This window comes from Streptomyces humicola (assembly GCF_024436035.1).
GTDB lineage: Bacteria > Actinomycetota > Actinomycetes > Streptomycetales > Streptomycetaceae > Streptantibioticus_B > Streptantibioticus_B humicola.
Window position 1 is genome coordinate 357,028 of the sequence record NZ_JANFNG010000002.1, and the last position, 18,421, is coordinate 375,448.

The following is an 18,421-nucleotide window of genomic DNA, read 5'->3' on the forward strand; positions in this document are numbered from 1 at the left end:
TACAGCAGAAGTTGCATGCCGCATCCGCATTCCTCACACCCCGGCAGAGCGTGCATTACGATTCTATAACATGTGCGCTCGGCCATGTTTCAGACTTCACACAGCCGAAATCATGTCCGCCGAACCCGCGTCACCACTTCGAATTCCCTGCACGGCCCACGCGCGGATCCTGCCGGATATTTTCGAAATGTCATAATATGGCCGGTTCGGGGGTCGTTACAGAAGGTTCACCAAACCGCCATGGACCCGTGTCCTGCGAGGCTTGCGCCTCACAGCGACCTCCGACGTCTGCGGAGCACGAGGAGTCCGGCGATCCACGTCGCCAGCCCCGACGCAACGCTCAGCACGGCGGTCCACCCCGGCGCCAGGGGGCTGCCGGTCACCCCGTACGCCACGGCCGCCGAGACAGACTCCCCAGCCTCTGGGCCCAGCGCATCCACGTCGGTGGCTGATGCCGCCACCCACCGTGGACGGCCCTCGCTCCCTCGACGGCACCCGGCCGTACCTCGCCGTACCTCGGCGTACCTCGCCGGACCTTGCCGCACCAGATTCACCCTCCTGGGCTATCCCCGATGGTCCGACCGGGTGGAACAGGTTTGCATGGACGAGCGGACGAAGCAGGGCCACCGGCCCGCGGTGACAGGCGGCTTCGTTCGGACCGGGCGACCCACCACCCCCCATCGGGGCGCGAGCCAGGAGAGTGGCCGATGTATGAGATGCGCGCCGGCCCTGCGACGACCGGCAGTTCTGGACTCGTTTGGCACGTACTTGCCAAGGACGACGCTCGCACCACGTTGTGCGGGCGCCAGCTCAGTCCGCAGGCGCAGCCTCCCGGTCCGGCCCGGGAGGAGGCGACGACGGAACGCTACTGCTCGTCGTGCATGACCGCCTTCCGGGAGACGATGGAGACCGCGACCCGCTGACCGTCGCCGTCCGGCCCGCTCCGGGCTCACCGGCCGAAGCGGGCCGGACGCCGTCAGGCGCCAGGTGCCGGGTGCCAGGCATCAGCCGTCAGGAGGCCTTGGCAGTGCCCCGACGGCCCGTTTTCCCCGAGAGCGCCTTGATCAGCTCGTCGCGGCTCATATGGGACCTGCCCGGGATGCCGGCGTCGGAGGCGCGCTGGTAGAGCTCGGTCTTGCTCAGGTCGCGCAGCTGCGCTTCGGCCGCCTTGCCCGCAGCGGCCTTGCCCTGCGGCTTCTTCGGCTGCCGCGCGGTCTTCTTGACGCCCGCCTTGGCACCCGCCCTGGCGCCGGTGCCGCCTTTCTCCTCCCGCTTCTGCTCGCCCTTCTTCTTGCTCCGTTCGATGGAGGCCTGCAGCGCATCCATGAGGTCGATGACGTTGGTGGACTTCGGAGGCGGCGCGCCCTTCTCCACCTCGCCGCCGGTGCGTTTCGCCTGCAGCAGCTCCGCCACCTTCTCCTGGTAGGTGTCGCGGTACTCCTGCGGGTCCCAGTCGATGCTGAGCGCGTCGATGAGCTGCTGCGCGGTCTTCAGCTCCCGCTCCGCGGGCTGCACGTTCTCCGGGAGGTTCGGCAGTTCGCGGCGGGGGTCGCGCACCTCGTCGGCCCAGTGCAGCGTGTGCAGCGCCAGCACCTCCCCCTCGGGCTTCACCGCGACCAGGTATTCGCGGTTGCGCATGACGATGGTGGCGATCCCGGCCTTGTTCGACTCCCGCATCGCCTCGTACAGCAGGGAGTAGACCTTTCCGTACTCCTCGCTGCGCGGCGCAATGTAGTAGGTGGTGTCGAAGAAGATCGGGTCGATCTGGTCGAGATCGACGAATCCGGTGATCTCGAGCGACTTCGACCTGCCCGGGGCGATCTCGTCGAGCTCCCTGGGCTCGAGGACCAGGTATTCGTCCTCCTCGACCTCATAGCCCTTGACGATCTCGTCCAGCGGGACCTCTTTGCCCGTGCGTTCGTTCACCCGCTTGTTCCGGATCCGGTCGGACGTCCCGCGCTGGATCTGATGGAAGCGGAACGCGTGACTCTGCGTCGCGGTGTACAGCTGGACGGGCATCGAGACGAGCCCGAAGGACAACACCCCACTCCAGATCGCGCGCGCCATGGGTCCTCACCTCCTCCGCCTCCATCGCACCCCCGCCGCGCGCTGATCGCATCCCGGTGACGCCGGAACGGCCCTGCCTCTAAGCTGCTGGGGTCGATGAACGGGGCCGATGCATACCACCGTGGCCGCCTGACCTGGGTGGCGTTCGCAGCGCTGCTGTCGTTCGGGTTTCTCAACGCGGTGCTCGGGCCGGTGCTTCCGTATCTTCGGGCCTGCGAGCACATCTCCTACGTTCTCGCGGTGCTCCATCAGGCCGCGTTCGCGGTGGGCGGCGGACTGGCGGGAGTTCTCGCCACCCGGACGGGCGAAGGCCTGCCTCGTGGCACGGTGATCCGTGCGGGGCTCGGCCTCGCCGCGCTGGCGGGGATCGCGATCGGCTACGGCAGCGCGCTTCCGGTGACGGTGGGCGCCGCATTCCTGGTGAGCCTGTTGGGGACATCGGCGCTGGTGCGGCTGTGGGCGATGCTCGCGGAGCTGCACGGCGAACGGCGGACGCTCGCTCTGGCGGAGGGCGAGTTTGCGGTGAGTCTCGGCGGGATCGCGGTGCCGGTGGCCGTCTCCGCGCTGGCGGCGACGGAGCTGAGCTGGCGGTTCGCATTCGTGGCCGGAGCGGTGCTGGTCGGCGGTGCGCTGCTCTGCTCGGCGGGGGTGTCGGTGCCGCCGGCGGGCCGGCGTGCCGTGCCGGATCCCGTGCCGTCCGCGGGGCGGGGTGGCGCGGCCAGGTGGGGTGTGCAGTGGGCGCCGACGCTGGTGATCGTCGTCGCCGTGGTCGGCCTGGAGTTCTCCTTGAGCTTCTGGCTGCCGAGCTATCTCGCCGACGATGTGCGCATCGGCCGGGGGACTGCGGTTGCGATGGCTGCCGGGCTGTACGCCGCGAACCTGGCCGGGCGGTTCGCAGCCGGACGGCTCGCCCGCAGGTGGAGCGCGCGCCGTCTGCTCGCCCTCGCATTGACGGTGTGCCTCGTCGGCCTTCCTCTGCTGCTCGGCGCAACCGGTGCCGCGGCGGCGGTGGCGGGGCTGACCGTCACGGGCGCCGGGATCGGCGCCACCTTCCCGCTCGCCTCCTCGCTGCACGTGGGGGTCTGCAGGCGCACCGCCGACGCCGCGATGGGTGAGGTCTTCGGGGCGGCAGCGGCAGGACAGCTGCTGTGCCCGCTGCTGGCCGGGGCGCTGGCGCAGGCCGGCAGCCTGCGCGTCGGGCTGCTGCTCCTGCCCGTCCTGGTGATCGCCGCCGCGGCGGGCCTGGCCATCGCGGGCCGCGCACAGCATGTATGACGATACGTCACCTCTTTGGACCCAATCACTGTTGTTGATTCTGCCGCTAACAGTGAAATAGTCGCTGACCTGCAGAGACGTGCCCCATTGGGATTTGACGGGCACTCAGAAACGCCCGACGGCAGGCCGAGTTCGACGTGCGAGCGGTTGCGGTCCGCGTTCTGCTCTGGGCGGGCGCGGCGACTCCTCCACGACACGGAGCCGGATCCGTGACCGCGCCCTGGAGGCTGAGATGCGTCCTTGGCATGAGAGCCGGATGGTCCAGGTCTGTCACCACCGGCACAGGCTGCGCACCGCTGCGGCAACGGCCGCCGGTGCCCTCTTCTTCCCGCTTCTCCCCGCCGCCGAAGCCCACGCGGACGCACGTCCCGTCTGGGACGCCCTGGCGGCCTGCGAGTCTGGCGGGAACTGGCACGCACACACCGGGAACGGCTTGCAGGGAGGCCTGCAGTTCAGTCCTTCCACCTGGGCCGAGCACGGCGGCACGGCGTACGCGCCGCGCGCCGACGAGGCCAGCCGCCGAGAACAGATCGACATCGCGGAGCGCGTCCTTTCCGACCAGGGTCCGGCCGCGTGGCCGGTCTGCTCACGCCGGATCGGGCTCGGCGCCGAAGCCGCGGCCGCGGCCGCGATCGACGGCGTCTTGGGGGAGGTGCACGCCATCCGGCACTCGGCCATGCGGTGGACCACGGTGATCCACGGACATCGCACCAGGCACCACTGCCGGCGCTTGGCGCACGGCGGACCGCACCACAAGAAGCACCACGGAGCGCACCACAAGAAGCACCACGGGGCGCACCACAAGATCCATCTCAAGACGCACCACAAGACGCACCCCAGGGCGCACCACAAGGCGCATGACAAGCAGCATCACAACGAGCATGCACCGCACGGGCACCACGGTCACTGAGACCGCCGCCGGGCCGGCGGGCGGTGCGTACCGCTCGCGGGCCCGGCGCAGTGCGCTGCGCCGGCCGTTCAGTGTGAGCCGTTCAGTGCGGCGCGCCCATGCGCCACTGGGCGCCCTTCGCCGCCTTGGTGAACTCGGTGACGAAGGCGTCGTCGAAGGCCTCCAGGTCGCCCGCTCTGCGGCTGGTGATCAGTGCGTTGGGGCCGCGAGTGCATACGTGCACCGGCTCGTCGACCCAGCTCCCGCCCGCGTTGCGGATATCGGTCCTGATGCTGGGCCAGGAGGTGAGGGTGCGGCCGCGCACGACATCGGCTTCGACGAGGGTCCACGGGGCGTGGCAGATGGCCGCGACGGGTTTGCCCGCGTCGAAGAAGCCCTTGACGAATGCGACGGCCTTCGGCTCCAGCCGCAGGAAATCCGGGTTGGCGACGCCGCCCGGCAGCACAAGCGCGTCGTACTCCTCGACGGAGGCGTCGGCGACGGTCCGGTCCACCTTGAACGTCTGGTCCTTGTCGAGATGGTGATAGGCCTGGATGCGTCCTGGCCGGGTGGAGACGAGGGCAGGCGTGCCGCCTGCCTCGTACACGGCTTCCCATGGGTCGGTGAGCTCCACCTGCTCGACGCCCTCATGGGCCACGAGGAAGGCGACCTTCATCGTTCATCTCTCCCTCCTTGCGAGGTGAATCGGAGCCGGCAGGCGCGAGCGGGGTCGGCGAGCCCGGCCAGCAGATCGCCGTGGTCCGACACCCGCTCGACGACCTGCTCGGGGGAGAACTGCGGCTCCCTGGGATCGGTGCAGCTGTCGACCTCGTCCCAGGTGAGCGGGGCGGCCACCGATGGACGTCGTTCGCGGATGCGCAGCGTGTAGGGCGCGGCGGTGGTCTTGGCCGAGGAGTTCTGGGACCAGTCGATCAGCACCCTGCCGGTGCGGGCGGCGCGGACCATGGTGACGACGACCTGGTCCGGCCGCTCGGCGCGCAGCCGGGTGGCGAGGGCTTTGGCATAGCCGGTGACGTCGGCTGAGGGGGCGGGGCAGAGGGGGACATAGAGGTGCAGGCCCTTGCCGCCGGAGACCACGGGGTACGCCACCAGACCGTCGTCCGCGAGCAGCTGCCTGAGCCGATGCGCCACGCGGCAGCACGCGACGATGTCCACCCCGTCGCCTGGGTCGAGGTCCAGGACGAGCCGGTCGTGGAGCTCCGGTCCGCCCTCCGTCGTCCACTGCGGGACGTGCATTTCGAAGGCGCCGAGATTGGCCATGGCCACCACGGCCGCCGGTGAGTCGACGACGACGTGACGCGCGGGACCCTCCCGGCCCGGAACCTCCGCGACGGTGATCCACTCGGGGGTGCCCGGCGGCGGGTTCTTGGCGACCCAGCTCTGCCCTTCGGGCCCCTCCGGGGCACGGACGAAGGACGCGGGCCGGCCGGCGGTGTGCACCACCATGACGGCCGCGATCTGTGCGTAGTAGTGGAGCAGATGGGCCTTGGTGTGGCCGGTCGCCGGGAAGAGCAGCCGGTCGAGGTGGGTCAGGACCAGGCGGTGGCCGTCGATCTCCACCGCCTGGCGCTGCGGCTGCCGGTCCTGCTGCTCGCCTTGCGCGGTGCGCATGGTCTGATCATTGCCCGCGCAGGACGGCAATCATGCGATATGCCCGGAAGGCGCCGTAATGCGTCAGGAGCGCTCGACGGGCCGCACCGCCTTCTCGCCCTCGCCCCCGGCGGCGCTGCCGGCGTCGGCGGTGGCGGAGGCGGCGGTGGCGGAGGCGGCGGTGGCGGAGGCGGCGGGCTGCTGCGCCAGCCGCGAGTGACGGATGCCGTAGCCGAAGTAGATCGCCGCGGCACCCGCGAGCCATGCACCGAACATGACGAACGTCGACACGTGCAGCCCGTAGATCAGGTACAGGCAGAAGGCGATACTGAGGACCGGGGTCACCGGGTAGCCCGGCACCTTGAAGCCGCGCTCCAGCTCCGGCTGCTTGCGCCGCAGGATGATCACGCCGGCGGACACTACGGTGAAGGCGACGAGGGTGCCCATGCTGGTGAGATCGGTGAGCTCGTCGAGCGGTACGAACGCGGCGAGCAGCGCGACGCCTGAGCCGACCACGAGGGTGTTCCAGACGGGGGTGCCGGTGCGCGGCGAGACCTTGGCGAAGCGTGGCGGCAGCATGCCGTCGCGGCCCATGGAGAACAGGATCCGGGTCTGGCCGTAGATGGTCACCAGCGTCACGCTGAAGATCGAGATCACGGCGCCGAGCGCGAACATCGTGGCAGGCCAGCTGCTCCCGGTGACGTCCTGCAGGATCTGCGCGAGACCGGCCTCCTGGCCGTTGAACTTCTGCCACGGCTGGGCTGCGACGGCCGTGACGGCGACGCCCAGGTAGAGCACGGTGACGACGACCAGGGTGAGGATGATCGCCACCGGCATGGTGCGGCGCGGGTTCCTGACCTCCTCACCGGCGGTGGAGATGGCGTCCATACCGATGAAGGAGAAGAAGATGCTGGAAGCCGCGACGCCGACGCCGGTCATGCCGAGCGGCATGAAGGGATGGAGGTTGCCGGAGTGGAAGCCGGTCAGGCCGATCGCGACGAAGAGCACCAGTACGGTGATCTTGACGGCCACCATGATGGCGTTCACCCGGGCGGACTCACCTGAGCCGCGCACCAGCAACAGGCAGCACATCGCGACCAGGATCACCGAGGGCAGGTTGAAGTAGCCGCCGTCGCCGGGCGGGGCCGCCAGCGCTTCGGGGATGGTGAAGCCGAAGGCCGTGCCGAAGAACTCGTTGAGGTACTGGCCCCAGCTCACCGCGGTGGCGGAGGCCGACACGCCGTACTCCAGAAGCAGGCAGGCGCCGACGCCGAAGGCGACGATCTCGCCGAGGGTCGCGTACGCGTACGAGTACGAGGATCCGGCGACCGGGATCGCCGAGGCGAGCTCCGCGTAGCACAGCGCGGTCAGGCCGGCGGCGATCGCCACGATCACGAAGGAGATCACGACCGCGGGACCAGCCTGCGGCACTGCGGAGCTCAGCACGAAGAAGATGCCTGTGCCGATGGTGGAGCTGATGCCGATCGCGGCGAGCTGCCACAGCCCGATCGACCGGCGAAGCCGTATGCCGGACCGCCCGTCGCTCGCCGGAGCGCCCGGCGGCGGCGTGTTGGCGGCGCTCTCTGCAATTAGGGTGGCCACGGGCTTCTTCCGCAGCAGGCGTCCGCTTTCGGACGCGACGCTTGGCACAGTCAACTTGCTGCCCTTCGTGGGGGTTGCGGAGAATTGTAGGGGTATGCCCTGCGCTTGTCGGTGGCAGGGGTCACATGGCCTTCGATTTCGCCGATGACAGGGCCCAGTGGGCAGGGATTCGCAACGCCAGGCGCGCAGAGATCCTACGGGGCGGAAGCCTCTGCCCCGTCCGTCGCCTCGGCCGCTTCGTCGACGACGCGCAGCCGCGTGACCGCCGCGTCCACTGCGCCGCGCATGTATCCGGTGGGCGCTTGGTTCCACCTCACGCAGTCGACGAGCACCAGCCACCCGGTGCACCCAGGGTTCGAGCCGGTCGGCGAAGGCGGTGTCGCCCAGATGCGGCATCGCGGACGGGGTGAGGTTGCCCGCGAGCTTGTGGGTGCTGGAGATCGCCAGGTCCGCGCCGTGCGCCAGAGCGCCCACGGGCAGCTCCGGTTCCACGCCGAGGTGGGGCCCCAGGCCTCGTCCACGATCAGCGGGATGCCGGCGGCGTGTGCGACCTCGGCGAGCCCGCGCACGTCAGCGACGGCGCGAAGTCGCTCGGCCTGACGACGTAGGCGGCCGCGGCGTCCGGCGTGACGTTGTAGGCGGCCGCGGCGTCCGGCGCGTCGGCGATCGCGGCGGCCGGCGCGGCGGCCAGCGCGGCGGGGGTGACGCCATGCGCAATGCTGTGGACGAACGCGGCATGCATCCCGGAGAGCACCAGGCTGCCGATCACGTTGGAGTGCACGCTCCGCTGCACCACCGGGGGTCCGGCCGAGGGACCTGGCGACCGGTCCTGCGATCCGGTTGCCCTGCGAGGCTCCGTTGGCCAGGAACCAGGTGCGCCGCGCCCCCATGCGTCCGACGCGGGCTCCAGCGCCTCGTCCCTCGGAGTCGGGTGGTCGCCAGGGTCGAGCCCTTCGAGCAGCGGCGGGACGTCGAGCCGGAGCACCTCGGTAGGGGGCGCGGTGGTGAGGGGTGCGGCGATGAATTCACCCGGCTGAGGGTGACAGTCGCCAGCGTTAGTGGGAATTGGGGACCTCTCGATTGATCCCCATATCCTGTCTGCAGGTTGCCGCCCCCGTGAGCCTGCGACGCACAGCGACGTAACCGGCGCAGGCAGCCGCAGCGAGACCGAAGGCGATGATCAGGTCGCGGGCGTCCTGCTGGGAGAGGGCCAGGATCACTCCGGCGACGGCGATCAGCGGGGGCAGCGGCCACAACGGCATCCGGAACGGGGCCCTCGGGTCCGTGGGGTCCGCCGGGTCCGCCGGGTCGGTCCCGCCGCGGCGCCCGCGGATGCGGCACACCAGAGCCGAGACGGCCACCAGCAGATAGATGGTGACGATCACCACTCCGGTGAAGGTGATCAGGCCGTCGAGCGAAGTGAACACGCACAGGACGCCGTTGCCGACGAAGAGGAAGGCGAAGCCTCCGACCGGGACCCGCGAGCCGGCGGAGGTGTAAGCGAAGAACCGGCCCAGCGGTCCCGGCAGCATCCCGTCGCGCGCGGCGGCGTAGTAGATCCGCGCGTAGCCGAGGTTTCCGGCGAGTCCGGTGTCGAACATCGCCACCACGACCCCGGCCAGCAGCACCGTCGCCCCGGTCGGCCCCATCGCGGTACGGGCGATCAGGGACAGCGGCGCATCGCTCGCCGACGTCGTGGCCAGGTCGCCCACGGCATAGGTGGCCGCGACAACGGCGAGCAGCTCCACCACGACGGAGATCCCCGCGGCCCACACCACTGCCCGCGGCAGCGTGCGTCGCGGTCCGCGGGACTCCTCGGCGAAGTACAGCGGCCAGTCGTATCCGTTGAAGGCGAACAGCGCGGGGACGACTGCGGCGAGCAACGCCGCCGGGCCGGCCGTGACGGCCTCACTGCCACCGTGCACGGGGATCACGGGATGGGTGAACGGATGGCTGCCGGGCGTCGGATGGGCGAAGGCAAACGCCGTGAAGACACCGATCACGGCGAGTTCGAGCAGCAGCATGGCGCCGGCCACCCAACTCGCCGGCGAAATCCTGCCTACCGAGAGGAGGGTGACCAGCACCATCATCGCCAGCGCCGTCCAGCCGACCGGAAGCCTGCCGTGGAGCAGGCCGGATGGCCCCGTGAGATAGGTCGCGGAGGCGGTGAGGATGGAGGCGGTCGAGACGACACCGAGCAGCAGGAACAGAACGGCCGCAACGCCCCCGAGGACCGGCCCGAGCGCCCGCCGCACGATGGTGTAGGCGCCGCCCGCCGAAGGGAAGAGGGACCCTGACTCGGCGTAGCACAGGGCCATGGCCATCGCGATGACCGCGCCGATCACGAACGCCCAGACCACGCCGGTGCCGGCCGAGCCGAGCCCCGAACCGTAGATGAGGAAGACCGACGTCGTGGGCGAGATCGCAGAGACGGCGATGGCGAGCACATTGACGGGGCGCAGCGCCCCCGGTGCGAGCCCTGCGTCCGATGCTGTTCTCATGCTCATCCCGTTCCCCGGCTGTCTCCCCTACGGTGCCCAGGAAGGGCGGCCGTGACACCGGCCGTCGTTACCTCGACACCGTGCGCGCGGCGAACTCCCCTGCGATCCCATGGGGTTTGCAACCTGCGGCGAGCAGTCGGTGCAGCAGCAGCCGCGCCTTGTACGGGCTCAGGTCACCGCCGCTGATCAGCCCGCGCTCCAGCAGGTCGCGCTCGGAGCCGGGGAAGCCGTAGGTGCGGGCGAGCACCGGGCCGCTGCCGGTGCGCGACGTGAGGACGACGGGGATGCGCGCCGCGAGCTCCTCCAGTTTCGGCACCATGGCGGCGGCCACATGTCCCGCGCCGAACCCGGCGACAACCAGGCCGTCGCAGCCGGCGCCGAGCAGCGACAGCGCCTCGCCGTCGTCGCCGAGCGTCACCGTGTGCAGGCCGACGCGGACATCGGAGGCGATTGCCGGGGCCGCCGCGGTGGCGGGCGAGACCATCCGCGGTGGCAGCGAGTGGTGCAGCCACACCCTGCCCTCCGCGACCAGGCCGAGCGGCCCCGCCCCCGGGGAGACGAACGCCGCCGGGCTGACCGAGTGGCTCTTGGCCACCGTACGGGCGGCGTGGATCTCGTCGCCGAGGACGACGACGCAGCCGGCGCCGCGCAGGCGTGATGAGGCCGCGCAGACGACGGCGGCGTACAGGTTCGCCGGCCCGTCGGGTCCGGGCTGGGTCGGGTTGCGCATCGCACCGGTGACGACGACGGGCGCGTCCGCGCTGTGGATCACGTCGAGGTAGAAGGCCGTCTCCTCGATGGTATCCGTGCCCTGAACGACCACCACGCCGTCCACCGCCCCGGCCTCACCGTCGAGCTCGGCGGCAACCGTGGTGTACAGCGCGTCGAGATCGGCGAGTGAGAGCGAGGCGCCCGGCAGCCTGCGCACATCATGGACGCGCAGTCGAATACCGAGGGCATCCAACCCCGGTACGGAGTCCAGCAGTTCACGGGCCGACAGCGCGGGCGCGACGGCACCCGTCGCCCCGGGGGCTCCCCCTCCGTTCGCTTCTCCGCCCGCCCCCACGCTCCGCGGACGGCCTCGTCCCTCGGCCGGCCACTCCACCTGCTCGCGTGCGTCGCTCACAGCTCCCCCTCCGTTCGCTTCTCCGCCCGCCCCCACGCTCCGCGGACGGCCTCGTCCCTCGGCCGGCCACTCCACCTGCTCGCGTGCGTCGCTCACAGTGGTCATGGCGATCGTGCCTCCGAGCGAGAAGACCGCCACCGTGGGTCCCGTCGTCATCAAGCACCTCTTTCCCGCGGCCGGCGCCCCGTGGCCGGTCGGCGTCGCACACTTATCAGATCGCACAACCGTACAGGCCGAATCACCTGATCGTGTGATGACAGGCCGTTCCGCAGCCCGTCACGATGGATTTCGCAGACCACACGATCCAGGGGAGGGACCGTTTTATGTCGGTCGATGCGGAATTCGGTGTGGAATCAAACGGGGCGGCTCCTCGGAACGGGCAGGTGCCGACCAGTCTCGGTACCGCAGCGGCACGAAATCTGGCGACGACCACCAAGTCCGCCCCGCAAATGCAGGGCATCACTTCGCGCTGGCTCCTGCGAGTTCTTCCGTGGGTTCAGGTATCCGGCGGCACCTATCGGGTGAACCGGCGTCTGACGTACACCGCGGGCGACGGACGGCTCACTTTCGTGCAGACCGGATCCGACGTACGGGTCGTTCCGGAAGAGCTCGCCGAACTCCCGGTGCTACGGGGCTTCGAGGATGCGCCGGTGCTGGGCGCACTGGCCGACGGATTTGTTCAGCAAGAATTCGAGGCGGGCCAGACCATCACCGAATCCGGCCGGCCGGTGGACCGGGTATTCCTCGTCGCCCACGGCAAGGTGAACAAGGTGGGCACCGGGAAATACGGGGAGCGCGCGGTGCTCGGCGTCCTGGCGGACGGCGACCACTTCGGCGACGAGGCGCTCACCGAGTCCGACAGCACCTGGGAGTTCACCGCGACCGCGGCCACCGCATGCACCCTGCTCGCTCTCCCGCGCCAGGCATTCCGGAACCTGGCCGAGCAGTCGGGTGCGCTGCGGGAGCAGATCCAACGGTTCCTGGGCGGGACACGGCAGGCGCAGAACGGGCATGGTGAGGCGGCGATTCACCTCGCCTCCGGCCACGAGGGCGAGCACACGCTGCCCGGCACGTTCGTCGATTACGAGCTCGCGCCACGGGAGTACGAGCTGAGCGTCGCCCAGACCGTGCTGCGTGTGCACAGCCGGGTCGCCGATCTGTACAACCAGCCCATGAACCAGATCGAGCATCAGCTGCGACTCACCGTCGAGGCCTTGCGGGAGCGCCAGGAGCACGAACTCGTCAACAATCGCGAATTCGGCCTGCTGCACAACGCAGATTACAGCCAGCGCATTCACACCCATTCCGGGCCGCCCACACCGGACGACCTCGACGAGCTGCTGAGCCGGCGGCGCAACTCGCAATTTCTGCTCGCCCATCCCCGGACCATCGCCGCGTTCGGGCGTGAATGCAACCGGCGTGGCCTCTACTCCGACTCCATCGACTTCCACGGTCATGCGGTGCCGTCATGGCGCGGCGTCCCGTTCCTGCCGTGCAACAAAATCCCCATCAACGGTGGCCACACCAGCTCCATTCTCGTACTGCGTGTGGGAGAGGACAATCAGGGCGTGGTCGGCCTCCATCAGACCGGGATCCCTGACGAATTCGAACCGAGCCTCTCGGTGCGCTTCACTGGCATCGACGAAAAGGCGATCATCTCCTATCTCGTCAGCGCCTACTATTCCGCCGCGGTCCTCGTCCCGGACGCACTCGGCATTCTGGAGAATGTCGAGATCGCCCGCGCCCGTGATTGACCGCCCTTCTCAAAGACCTGTCTCGAGGACGGTGCCTTGAGGACGGTGACCGGAAGGCGGGGCGCAGCTCATGCAGCCATTCGAACTGCTCGTTATCTCCATCCACCCTCGCGCCCGGCCATGACGCTACCTGTGCCCGTCAATCCCGTGGAGTGGGGGCTCGTGGAGCTGTGGACGCGCACGGCGCCCGGGTTGACGGCCGCCGGCCGTCGCCGGCTCGCCGCTGACGTGATGGCCTTCGTCGAAAGCCGGCTGTGGGAGCCGGCCAACCTCGCACAGCGCGGATCCCCGATCCGGTCGACTACATCGAGATGGACCGCAGGACCGCGGGAACGCACTTCTCGGCCCACCTTCGCCGGCCGGCCGCTCGGCAACGCGGAGATCCCGCCCGAGGTGATGTGCCGCCGGCACGATGACCGACGACGAAGATGAGATCAACAACGCGGCTCTCGTCGCCCAGCGGCTGCTGGGCTGCGATCTGCTCCTGGCGGTGGACGTGGTGCGGGAGGTGATCGCCATGCGCACGTGGCAGTTCGAGAAAGCGGCCGCCGCGCTCCCCCTCTTCGAGGAGTTCGATCTCACGGGCACGGCCCGGGAGCGGCTGCTCGCCTACGTCGAAGAGCTTCAGGACTCGTTGGCGGAGACCTCGCCTGGGCACAGTAGACCGTCCGCTATGCCCGCGCGGGAGCGCAGCGCAGCCGGCGCACAGTTCCCGGAGTGGAGGCCGGCCGTCCGGGCTCGGCACCTCGGCCGCGCGGACGGCCGCGCCCGCGGCGCGCGTCCCATAACGCCGGTCGCCCCGACCGTCGGCCCTCCTCGCGTACCACCCCTATGTCCAGGAATCACCGGTGCCAAGGAAGTTGAGGCGTACGCACCATGGGATCCTTCGTGATCGACCGTGAGGGCCACGAGGCCGCCGGAATCCTCGCCCGCACCCGGCTCGCCGTCGACCCGGCGCTCCGCGGCGCCGTCCAGACCCTTCCCCCCGCGATGCGGCGCATCGCCGCCTATCACTTCGGCTGGCAGAACGCCGACGGCAGCCCGGCCGCCGGCGACGCGGGCAAGGCGATACGCCCGGCGCTCGTCCTGGCCACGGTCAGGGCGCTGGGCGGTTCGGCCGAGCAGGCCGTGCCCGCGGCTGCCGCGGTGGAACTGGTGCACAATTTCACGCTGCTGCACGACGACGTCTTCGACCACGACCCGACACGCCGTCACCGATCCACCGCCTGGTCGGTGTTCGGCATTCCGGACGCCATACTCGCCGGCGATGCCATGCACGCGCTGGCGGTTCGCATCCTCTCGGAGGACGTGCACCCGCGGGCGGCGGGCGCGGCGGCCCGACTGTCGGAGTGCGTCCTTCAGCTGTGCGAAGGACAGCACTCGGACTGTGCCTTCGAGCACAGCCCCGATGTCTCGCTCGACGAATGCCTTGCGATGGCCGAAGCGAAGACGGGTGCGCTGCTCGGCTGTGCGTGCGCGCTGGGCGCGATGTACGCGGGGGCGGACGACGAGGCGGTCGACGCCATGGACGCCTTCGGCCGTCAGGTCGGCCTCGCGTTCCAGCTGATCGACGACCTGATCGGGATCTGGGGTGACGCATCCGTCACGGGGAAGCCGGTCGGTGCCGATCTCGTGGCGCGCAAGAAGTCCCTGCCCGTCGTGGCGGCGCTGCGCTCGGCGACGCCCGCCGCACAGGAGCTCGCCGGCATCTACAGGAGCGAACGGCCTCTGGGGTCGGGCGAGGTGCACCGTGCGGCCGACGCCGTCGAGCGTGCGGGCGCCAGCGACTGGGCGCAGATCCAGGCGTGCGACCGGATGGCCGACGCCATCGGCCACTTGTCGAGGGCCGTGCCGGACGGGCGCGCCGCGGGTGATCTGCTCGCGCTCGCCGAGTTGGTGACCCGCCGGGCCCACTGATCACACCAACAAAGGGAAAACGAGGGCCGCTTGTCAGCCTTTCCGATGTCGGCATATTGATCGCCGTTCTCGTATGCTGTGCCGCAGGCCTGTTCCTGCTGCAGCACCTGGTTCCCCGTCGAGTGCGCCAGGAGCACAACGACGTCGCCGGATTCATCTTCGCCGCAGGGCGGGGTACTGACGGTGGGATTCACGTTCCTGTTCGGGCTGCCCAATACCATCGCGCATGCGCTGATGGTTCTCTCCCTCGCCGCTCTGGTGGCGGTGTCACTGATCGTCATCAGGAGATGGATTACCCGTTCGGCGGTGTGACGCGGGTGAAACCGACGGCATTCGGGATCTTTCTCGACCGCCTTCCGCCGCCTCGCCCTGAATCCGGGTGACAAGATGTTTATATGACTGATCTTGCCGGAATATCTGATGCCATGCCAGCAGGCCGTCAGCTGTCCCGACATCACCAGGCGGAAATATGTTGAGTCGTAGGAGCCGCGCCCGCGCGGCCGGAACGCTCCTCGTGGCGTGGAGTGCATTGATCTCCGGCGCCGGAGCCGGAAGCGCAATCGCCGCGCCTTCGATCCATTTCGTCGACGACGTCCAGGTGGCCCCGGGGGTGTACTACCGCGAGTTCGTGCTGCACTCCTCGCACGGACGGGCGTACGGCCACCTGCTCGTCGCCGACCTGAGCAACCCTCATGTGACGGTCGATCTGCTCCACGCGGGAGCGGTCACCGAGCGCGCCACCGTCTCACGGATGGCCGACGACGAGGGCGCCGTCGGGGGGATCAACGCGGACTTCTTCGACATCTCCGAGGTCGGCCGGCACCCCGTCGAGGCGACCGGCGCAACCGTGGGACCGGCGATCGCCGACAGCGAGGCGATCAAGGGCGCCGTGCCCCGAGGCCAGCGGTTCGGCCCCTCGCTGCCGCCGGGCACGTCCACCCAGGACGTGATCGCGGTGGGCACCGACAACGTGGCGCGTCTGGAGCGCCTGACGGTCTCCGGTTCCGTCTCGACCCCGTACGGGAGGTACCCGCTGCGCGGTCTCAACCAGTACGCGCTGCCCGTGAACGGCATCGGTGCGTTCACATCGCGCTGGGGCTCGGCCTCGCGCGCCCGCGCGGTCTGCGGCACGGACTACCGCTGGCGCGACGGCTGCACCGACGACACCTTCGAGGTGACGGTGCGAGACGGCAAGGTCACCGGCACCGACGACGAACCGGGGTACGGCCCCATCTCGCCCGGCACAGTCGTGCTCATCGGGCGGGAGCAGGGCGCGCAGCAGTTGCGGCGGCTGCAGCCGGGCGACCGGGTGAACGTGACGAGCGGGCTCGTCTCCTCGGACCATGTGCCACTGCGCTTCGCCGCCGGCGGGTTCCCCATCGTCCGCAACGGGCAGCCGCTGCCCGGCCTCGACGACCGGGTGCCCGCGATCAGGACGAGCGCCGGGTACGGGGACGACGGACACACCTTCTACATGCTGGCCCTGGACGGCAGCCGGGCGGACCGCCCCGGGCTGACCATCAGCGAACTGGCCGACGTCATGACCAATCTCGGCGCCGACGGTGCGATCGATCTCGACGGCGGCGGCTCGTCGACACTCGTCACTCGCGGACCGGACAGCGACGGGGTGACGGTGCGCAACCACCCCTCCGGCGGTGCAGAACGCATGGTCCCCGAGGGGATCGGGGTCTTCGCCGGGGAGTGAGCTCCACGGCAACGGCCACGAGGGTCTCATCGGGCAGGTCTCCGCCCCGCCCGGCGGGATCCTCAGGCGTGTCCTGCCCGGCCGCCGGCCTGCGCCACCTGACGTGACCACTCCACAGCGATTTCGGCGGCGATCCGCACGTTGCCGCGTACCGCCGCAAGATTGGCTTCGAGCGAGGCGCCGCCGGTCTGCCGCACCAGCAGATCCAGCAGATACGGGGTGACGGCCTGCCCGCTGATCCCCTCCTTGGTCGCGGTCTCCAGCGCCTCGGCGAGTACGCGGTCGTGCAGCTCCGGGTCGAGCTGCGCCTCCATGGGCACGGGATTGGCGACGATCAGTGCGCAGTCGGGGCCGTCAAGCGCGTCCTGGGCGCGCATGACCGCGGCGACCTCGGCCGCCTCCTGAACTGTCCAGTCGACGGGCAGCCCCGAGCTGTGCAGATAGAAGCCGGGGAAGGTAGGCGTGCGGAAGCCGAGCACGCCGACGCCGAGGGTCTCCAGCCGTTGCAGCGTGGCGGGCACGTCGAGGATGGACTTCACGCCGGCGCACACCACGGTGATCCGGGTGCGGGCGAGCAGACCGAGATCAGCTGATTCGTCCTGGGTCGCGGTCCAGCCGCGGTGCACGCCGCCGAGGCCGCCGGTGCCGAAGACGCGCAGCCCGGCACGTGCGGCGAGGAAGGCCGTGGCGGAGACCGTCGTCGCGCCGCTGCCGCCCGAGCCGAGGGCGATCGCCAGATCCCGGTGGCCCAGCTTGCGCAGGGAGTCGTCGTTGGCGACGCGCTCCAACTGTGCCTTGTCCAGGCCGATATGGGCAGTGCCGTCAAGGACGGCGACGGTGGCGGGGACGGCTCCCCGGGAGCGTACGGTCTCCTCCAGTTCGGTGGCGATCCGGAGATTGCGGGGGCGGGGAAGGCCGTGGGCGATGATCGTGGATTCGAGGGCGACGACCGGTGCGCCGTGCTCCAGGGCCTCGCGGACCTCCTCGGCGACGCACATCGGCCAGGGGACAGCAGGGCGGCGGATTGCGGGATTCGCCGGTATTACAGCCATTACATCCTCCACGGTCGCTATACCCGCTCCGCAGGCCATCGATTCCAGCCGTCTGCGTCCCCGGGCATCAGGCAACCCGGGCCGTGAGGGTTCTCGCTTTCACATGGCTGCTGAGACAGCAATACTGTTTCATCGGATGGCCACCCGACCGACAAGGCGCGGACAGCAAGAGAGCGAGGGCGCGCCGATGACTCCTCCGCCGGGCCTCACCGTGGACGAGCTGGCCGCACGGGCCGGAGTGACCGTGCGGACCGTCCGCTTCTACAGCACCAAGGGCCTGCTGCCGCCGCCCGTACTGGGACCGCGCCGCGTCGGGCGCTACGGACCCGAACATCTCGCCAGGCTGGCGCTCATCGAGGAACTGCAGCACCAGGGCCTCACGCTCGCCGCGATCGAGCGCTACCTGGAACAGCTCCCCGACGACATCACCGCGCATGACCTCGCGCTCCACCGCGCCCTGGTCGCCGCATGGCTGCCCGACACCGACCAGGAAGCCACCCGCGAACAGCTGGAGCGGCGGGCCGGTCACCTTCTGACCGAGGAGGACCTGGACCGCCTCGCCGCGATGAACGTCCTGGAGCGCACCGACGACCCCGATCTCTTCCGCGTCGACCCCGGCATCCTCCATCTCGGCGTCAGGCTGCTGGACGTCCCCGTGGCGCTGGAGACTATCCTGGCGTCGCGGGAAGTGGTGCTGGAGCATGCGAGGGCGGCGGCCCGCGAGTTGAGCCGGCTGTTCCACGACGAGGTGTGGGACCCGGACCCGGGCAGCGCGCAGGCGATGCGCTCGCTCTCCCAGCACATGCAGCCGCTGGTGGTGCAGGCACTGGTGACCGCGTTCCAGCGCTCACTGAAGGAGGAGCTGCGGGCCTGGCACGCCAAGGAGCCCGGCCCGCAGCACGGTGAGCACAGCGCCTAGCGG

Annotated in this window: 18 protein-coding genes; 10 read left to right on the forward strand and 8 right to left on the reverse strand. The window is 70.0% G+C overall.

Annotated features, from left to right (window positions below):
* Positions 1 to 707: 707 nt before the first annotated feature.
* Complete coding sequence (locus NGB36_RS05105; RefSeq protein ID WP_255918838.1) at positions 708 to 923, forward strand: hypothetical protein; 216 nt, start codon at positions 708 to 710, stop codon at positions 921 to 923.
* Positions 924 to 1,011: 88 nt separating this feature from the next.
* Here the strand turns inward: NGB36_RS05105 and ku are convergent, their stop codons facing one another.
* Positions 1,012 to 2,067: a non-homologous end joining protein Ku gene (gene ku / locus NGB36_RS05110; protein WP_255918839.1), complete on the reverse strand. Its 1,056-nt coding sequence runs from the start codon at positions 2,065 to 2,067 to the stop codon at positions 1,012 to 1,014.
* A gap of 96 nt (positions 2,068 to 2,163) precedes the next feature.
* Between ku and NGB36_RS05115 the strand changes: the two genes are divergently transcribed.
* Complete coding sequence (locus NGB36_RS05115; protein WP_255918840.1) at positions 2,164 to 3,342, forward strand: MFS transporter; 1,179 nt, start codon at positions 2,164 to 2,166, stop codon at positions 3,340 to 3,342.
* 232 nt (positions 3,343 to 3,574) lie between these two features.
* A complete protein-coding gene (locus tag NGB36_RS33090) occupies positions 3,575 to 4,252 on the forward strand; it encodes a transglycosylase family protein (protein ID WP_269469796.1) in 678 nt (225 codons plus the stop codon).
* A gap of 82 nt (positions 4,253 to 4,334) precedes the next feature.
* On the opposite strand, the gene NGB36_RS05125 is transcribed toward NGB36_RS33090, so the two are convergent.
* From NGB36_RS05125 to NGB36_RS05150, 6 genes are all read right to left on the reverse strand, one after another.
* Positions 4,335 to 4,907 carry a type 1 glutamine amidotransferase domain-containing protein gene (locus NGB36_RS05125; RefSeq protein WP_255918841.1) on the reverse strand — a complete coding sequence of 191 codons (573 nt, stop codon included), beginning with the start codon at positions 4,905 to 4,907 and terminating at the stop codon, positions 4,335 to 4,337.
* A complete protein-coding gene (gene ligD, locus NGB36_RS05130; RefSeq protein ID WP_255918842.1) occupies positions 4,904 to 5,863 on the reverse strand; it encodes a non-homologous end-joining DNA ligase in 960 nt (319 codons plus the stop codon). Before ligD ends, NGB36_RS05125 begins: the two co-directional genes overlap by 4 nt.
* A gap of 63 nt (positions 5,864 to 5,926) precedes the next feature.
* Positions 5,927 to 7,492: an APC family permease gene (locus NGB36_RS05135; RefSeq protein WP_372509379.1), complete on the reverse strand. Its 1,566-nt coding sequence runs from the start codon at positions 7,490 to 7,492 to the stop codon at positions 5,927 to 5,929.
* A 475-nt stretch (positions 7,493 to 7,967) separates the two neighbouring features.
* Positions 7,968 to 8,225, reverse strand: coding sequence for a hypothetical protein (locus NGB36_RS05140; RefSeq protein WP_255918845.1), 258 nt, complete (start codon positions 8,223 to 8,225; stop codon positions 7,968 to 7,970).
* A gap of 274 nt (positions 8,226 to 8,499) precedes the next feature.
* Positions 8,500 to 9,945 (reverse strand): APC family permease, encoded by a 1,446-nt coding sequence (locus NGB36_RS05145; protein WP_255918846.1) that lies wholly within the window; start codon positions 9,943 to 9,945, stop codon positions 8,500 to 8,502.
* A 67-nt stretch (positions 9,946 to 10,012) separates the two neighbouring features.
* The gene (locus tag NGB36_RS05150) at positions 10,013 to 11,227 is read right to left on the reverse strand and encodes an asparaginase (protein WP_255918847.1); all 1,215 of its coding nucleotides are present in this window, start codon (positions 11,225 to 11,227) and stop codon (positions 10,013 to 10,015) included.
* 167 nt (positions 11,228 to 11,394) lie between these two features.
* Here NGB36_RS05150 and NGB36_RS05155 point away from each other — a divergent pair, with 167 nt between their 5' ends.
* From NGB36_RS05155 to NGB36_RS05175, 6 genes are all read left to right on the forward strand, one after another.
* Entirely contained in the window at positions 11,395 to 12,825 is a 1,431-nt protein-coding gene (locus NGB36_RS05155; protein WP_255918848.1) for a family 2B encapsulin nanocompartment shell protein, read from the forward strand.
* A 45-nt stretch (positions 12,826 to 12,870) separates the two neighbouring features.
* Complete coding sequence (locus NGB36_RS33690; protein WP_372509372.1) at positions 12,871 to 13,257, forward strand: terpene synthase family protein; 387 nt, start codon at positions 12,871 to 12,873, stop codon at positions 13,255 to 13,257.
* Positions 13,238 to 13,717 carry a hypothetical protein gene (locus NGB36_RS05160; RefSeq protein ID WP_255918849.1) on the forward strand — a complete coding sequence of 160 codons (480 nt, stop codon included), beginning with the start codon at positions 13,238 to 13,240 and terminating at the stop codon, positions 13,715 to 13,717. The genes NGB36_RS33690 and NGB36_RS05160 overlap by 20 nt, the downstream gene beginning before the upstream one ends.
* Complete coding sequence (locus NGB36_RS05165; RefSeq protein WP_255918850.1) at positions 13,702 to 14,742, forward strand: family 2 encapsulin nanocompartment cargo protein polyprenyl transferase; 1,041 nt, start codon at positions 13,702 to 13,704, stop codon at positions 14,740 to 14,742. Before NGB36_RS05160 ends, NGB36_RS05165 begins: the two co-directional genes overlap by 16 nt.
* Before the next feature lie 183 nt (positions 14,743 to 14,925).
* Positions 14,926 to 15,054 (forward strand): hypothetical protein, encoded by a 129-nt coding sequence (locus NGB36_RS05170; protein ID WP_255918851.1) that lies wholly within the window; start codon positions 14,926 to 14,928, stop codon positions 15,052 to 15,054.
* A gap of 157 nt (positions 15,055 to 15,211) precedes the next feature.
* The gene (locus NGB36_RS05175) at positions 15,212 to 16,447 is read left to right on the forward strand and encodes a phosphodiester glycosidase family protein (RefSeq protein ID WP_255918852.1); all 1,236 of its coding nucleotides are present in this window, start codon (positions 15,212 to 15,214) and stop codon (positions 16,445 to 16,447) included.
* A gap of 62 nt (positions 16,448 to 16,509) precedes the next feature.
* Here NGB36_RS05175 and NGB36_RS05180 read toward each other — a convergent pair whose 3' ends face one another.
* A complete protein-coding gene (locus NGB36_RS05180; RefSeq protein WP_255918853.1) occupies positions 16,510 to 17,499 on the reverse strand; it encodes a pseudouridine-5'-phosphate glycosidase in 990 nt (329 codons plus the stop codon).
* Between the two features lie 187 nt (positions 17,500 to 17,686).
* Here NGB36_RS05180 and NGB36_RS05185 point away from each other — a divergent pair, with 187 nt between their 5' ends.
* On the forward strand, positions 17,687 to 18,418 hold the full coding sequence (locus NGB36_RS05185; protein ID WP_255918854.1) for a MerR family transcriptional regulator: 732 nt from the start codon (positions 17,687 to 17,689) through the stop codon (positions 18,416 to 18,418).
* The last annotated feature ends 3 nt before the right edge of the window (positions 18,419 to 18,421 follow it).

Coding starts and splice junctions, on each gene's coding strand:
- NGB36_RS05155 (WP_255918848.1), top strand. CDS start 11,395: ATGTCGGTCGATGCGGAATTCGGTGTGGAATCAAACGGGGCGGCTCCT.
- NGB36_RS05105 (WP_255918838.1), top strand. CDS start 708: ATGTATGAGATGCGCGCCGGCCCTGCGACGACCGGCAGTTCTGGACTC.
- ku (WP_255918839.1), bottom strand. CDS start 2,067: ATGGCGCGCGCGATCTGGAGTGGGGTGTTGTCCTTCGGGCTCGTCTCG.
- NGB36_RS05115 (WP_255918840.1), top strand. CDS start 2,164: ATGAACGGGGCCGATGCATACCACCGTGGCCGCCTGACCTGGGTGGCG.
- NGB36_RS33090 (WP_269469796.1), top strand. CDS start 3,575: ATGCGTCCTTGGCATGAGAGCCGGATGGTCCAGGTCTGTCACCACCGG.
- NGB36_RS05185 (WP_255918854.1), top strand. CDS start 17,687: ATGACTCCTCCGCCGGGCCTCACCGTGGACGAGCTGGCCGCACGGGCC.
- NGB36_RS05150 (WP_255918847.1), bottom strand. CDS start 11,227: ATGACGACGGGACCCACGGTGGCGGTCTTCTCGCTCGGAGGCACGATC.
- NGB36_RS05145 (WP_255918846.1), bottom strand. CDS start 9,945: ATGAGAACAGCATCGGACGCAGGGCTCGCACCGGGGGCGCTGCGCCCC.
- ligD (WP_255918842.1), bottom strand. CDS start 5,863: ATGCGCACCGCGCAAGGCGAGCAGCAGGACCGGCAGCCGCAGCGCCAG.
- NGB36_RS05165 (WP_255918850.1), top strand. CDS start 13,702: ATGGGATCCTTCGTGATCGACCGTGAGGGCCACGAGGCCGCCGGAATC.
- NGB36_RS05160 (WP_255918849.1), top strand. CDS start 13,238: ATGACCGACGACGAAGATGAGATCAACAACGCGGCTCTCGTCGCCCAG.
- NGB36_RS05125 (WP_255918841.1), bottom strand. CDS start 4,907: ATGAAGGTCGCCTTCCTCGTGGCCCATGAGGGCGTCGAGCAGGTGGAG.
- NGB36_RS05180 (WP_255918853.1), bottom strand. CDS start 17,499: ATGGCTGTAATACCGGCGAATCCCGCAATCCGCCGCCCTGCTGTCCCC.
- NGB36_RS05175 (WP_255918852.1), top strand. CDS start 15,212: ATGTTGAGTCGTAGGAGCCGCGCCCGCGCGGCCGGAACGCTCCTCGTG.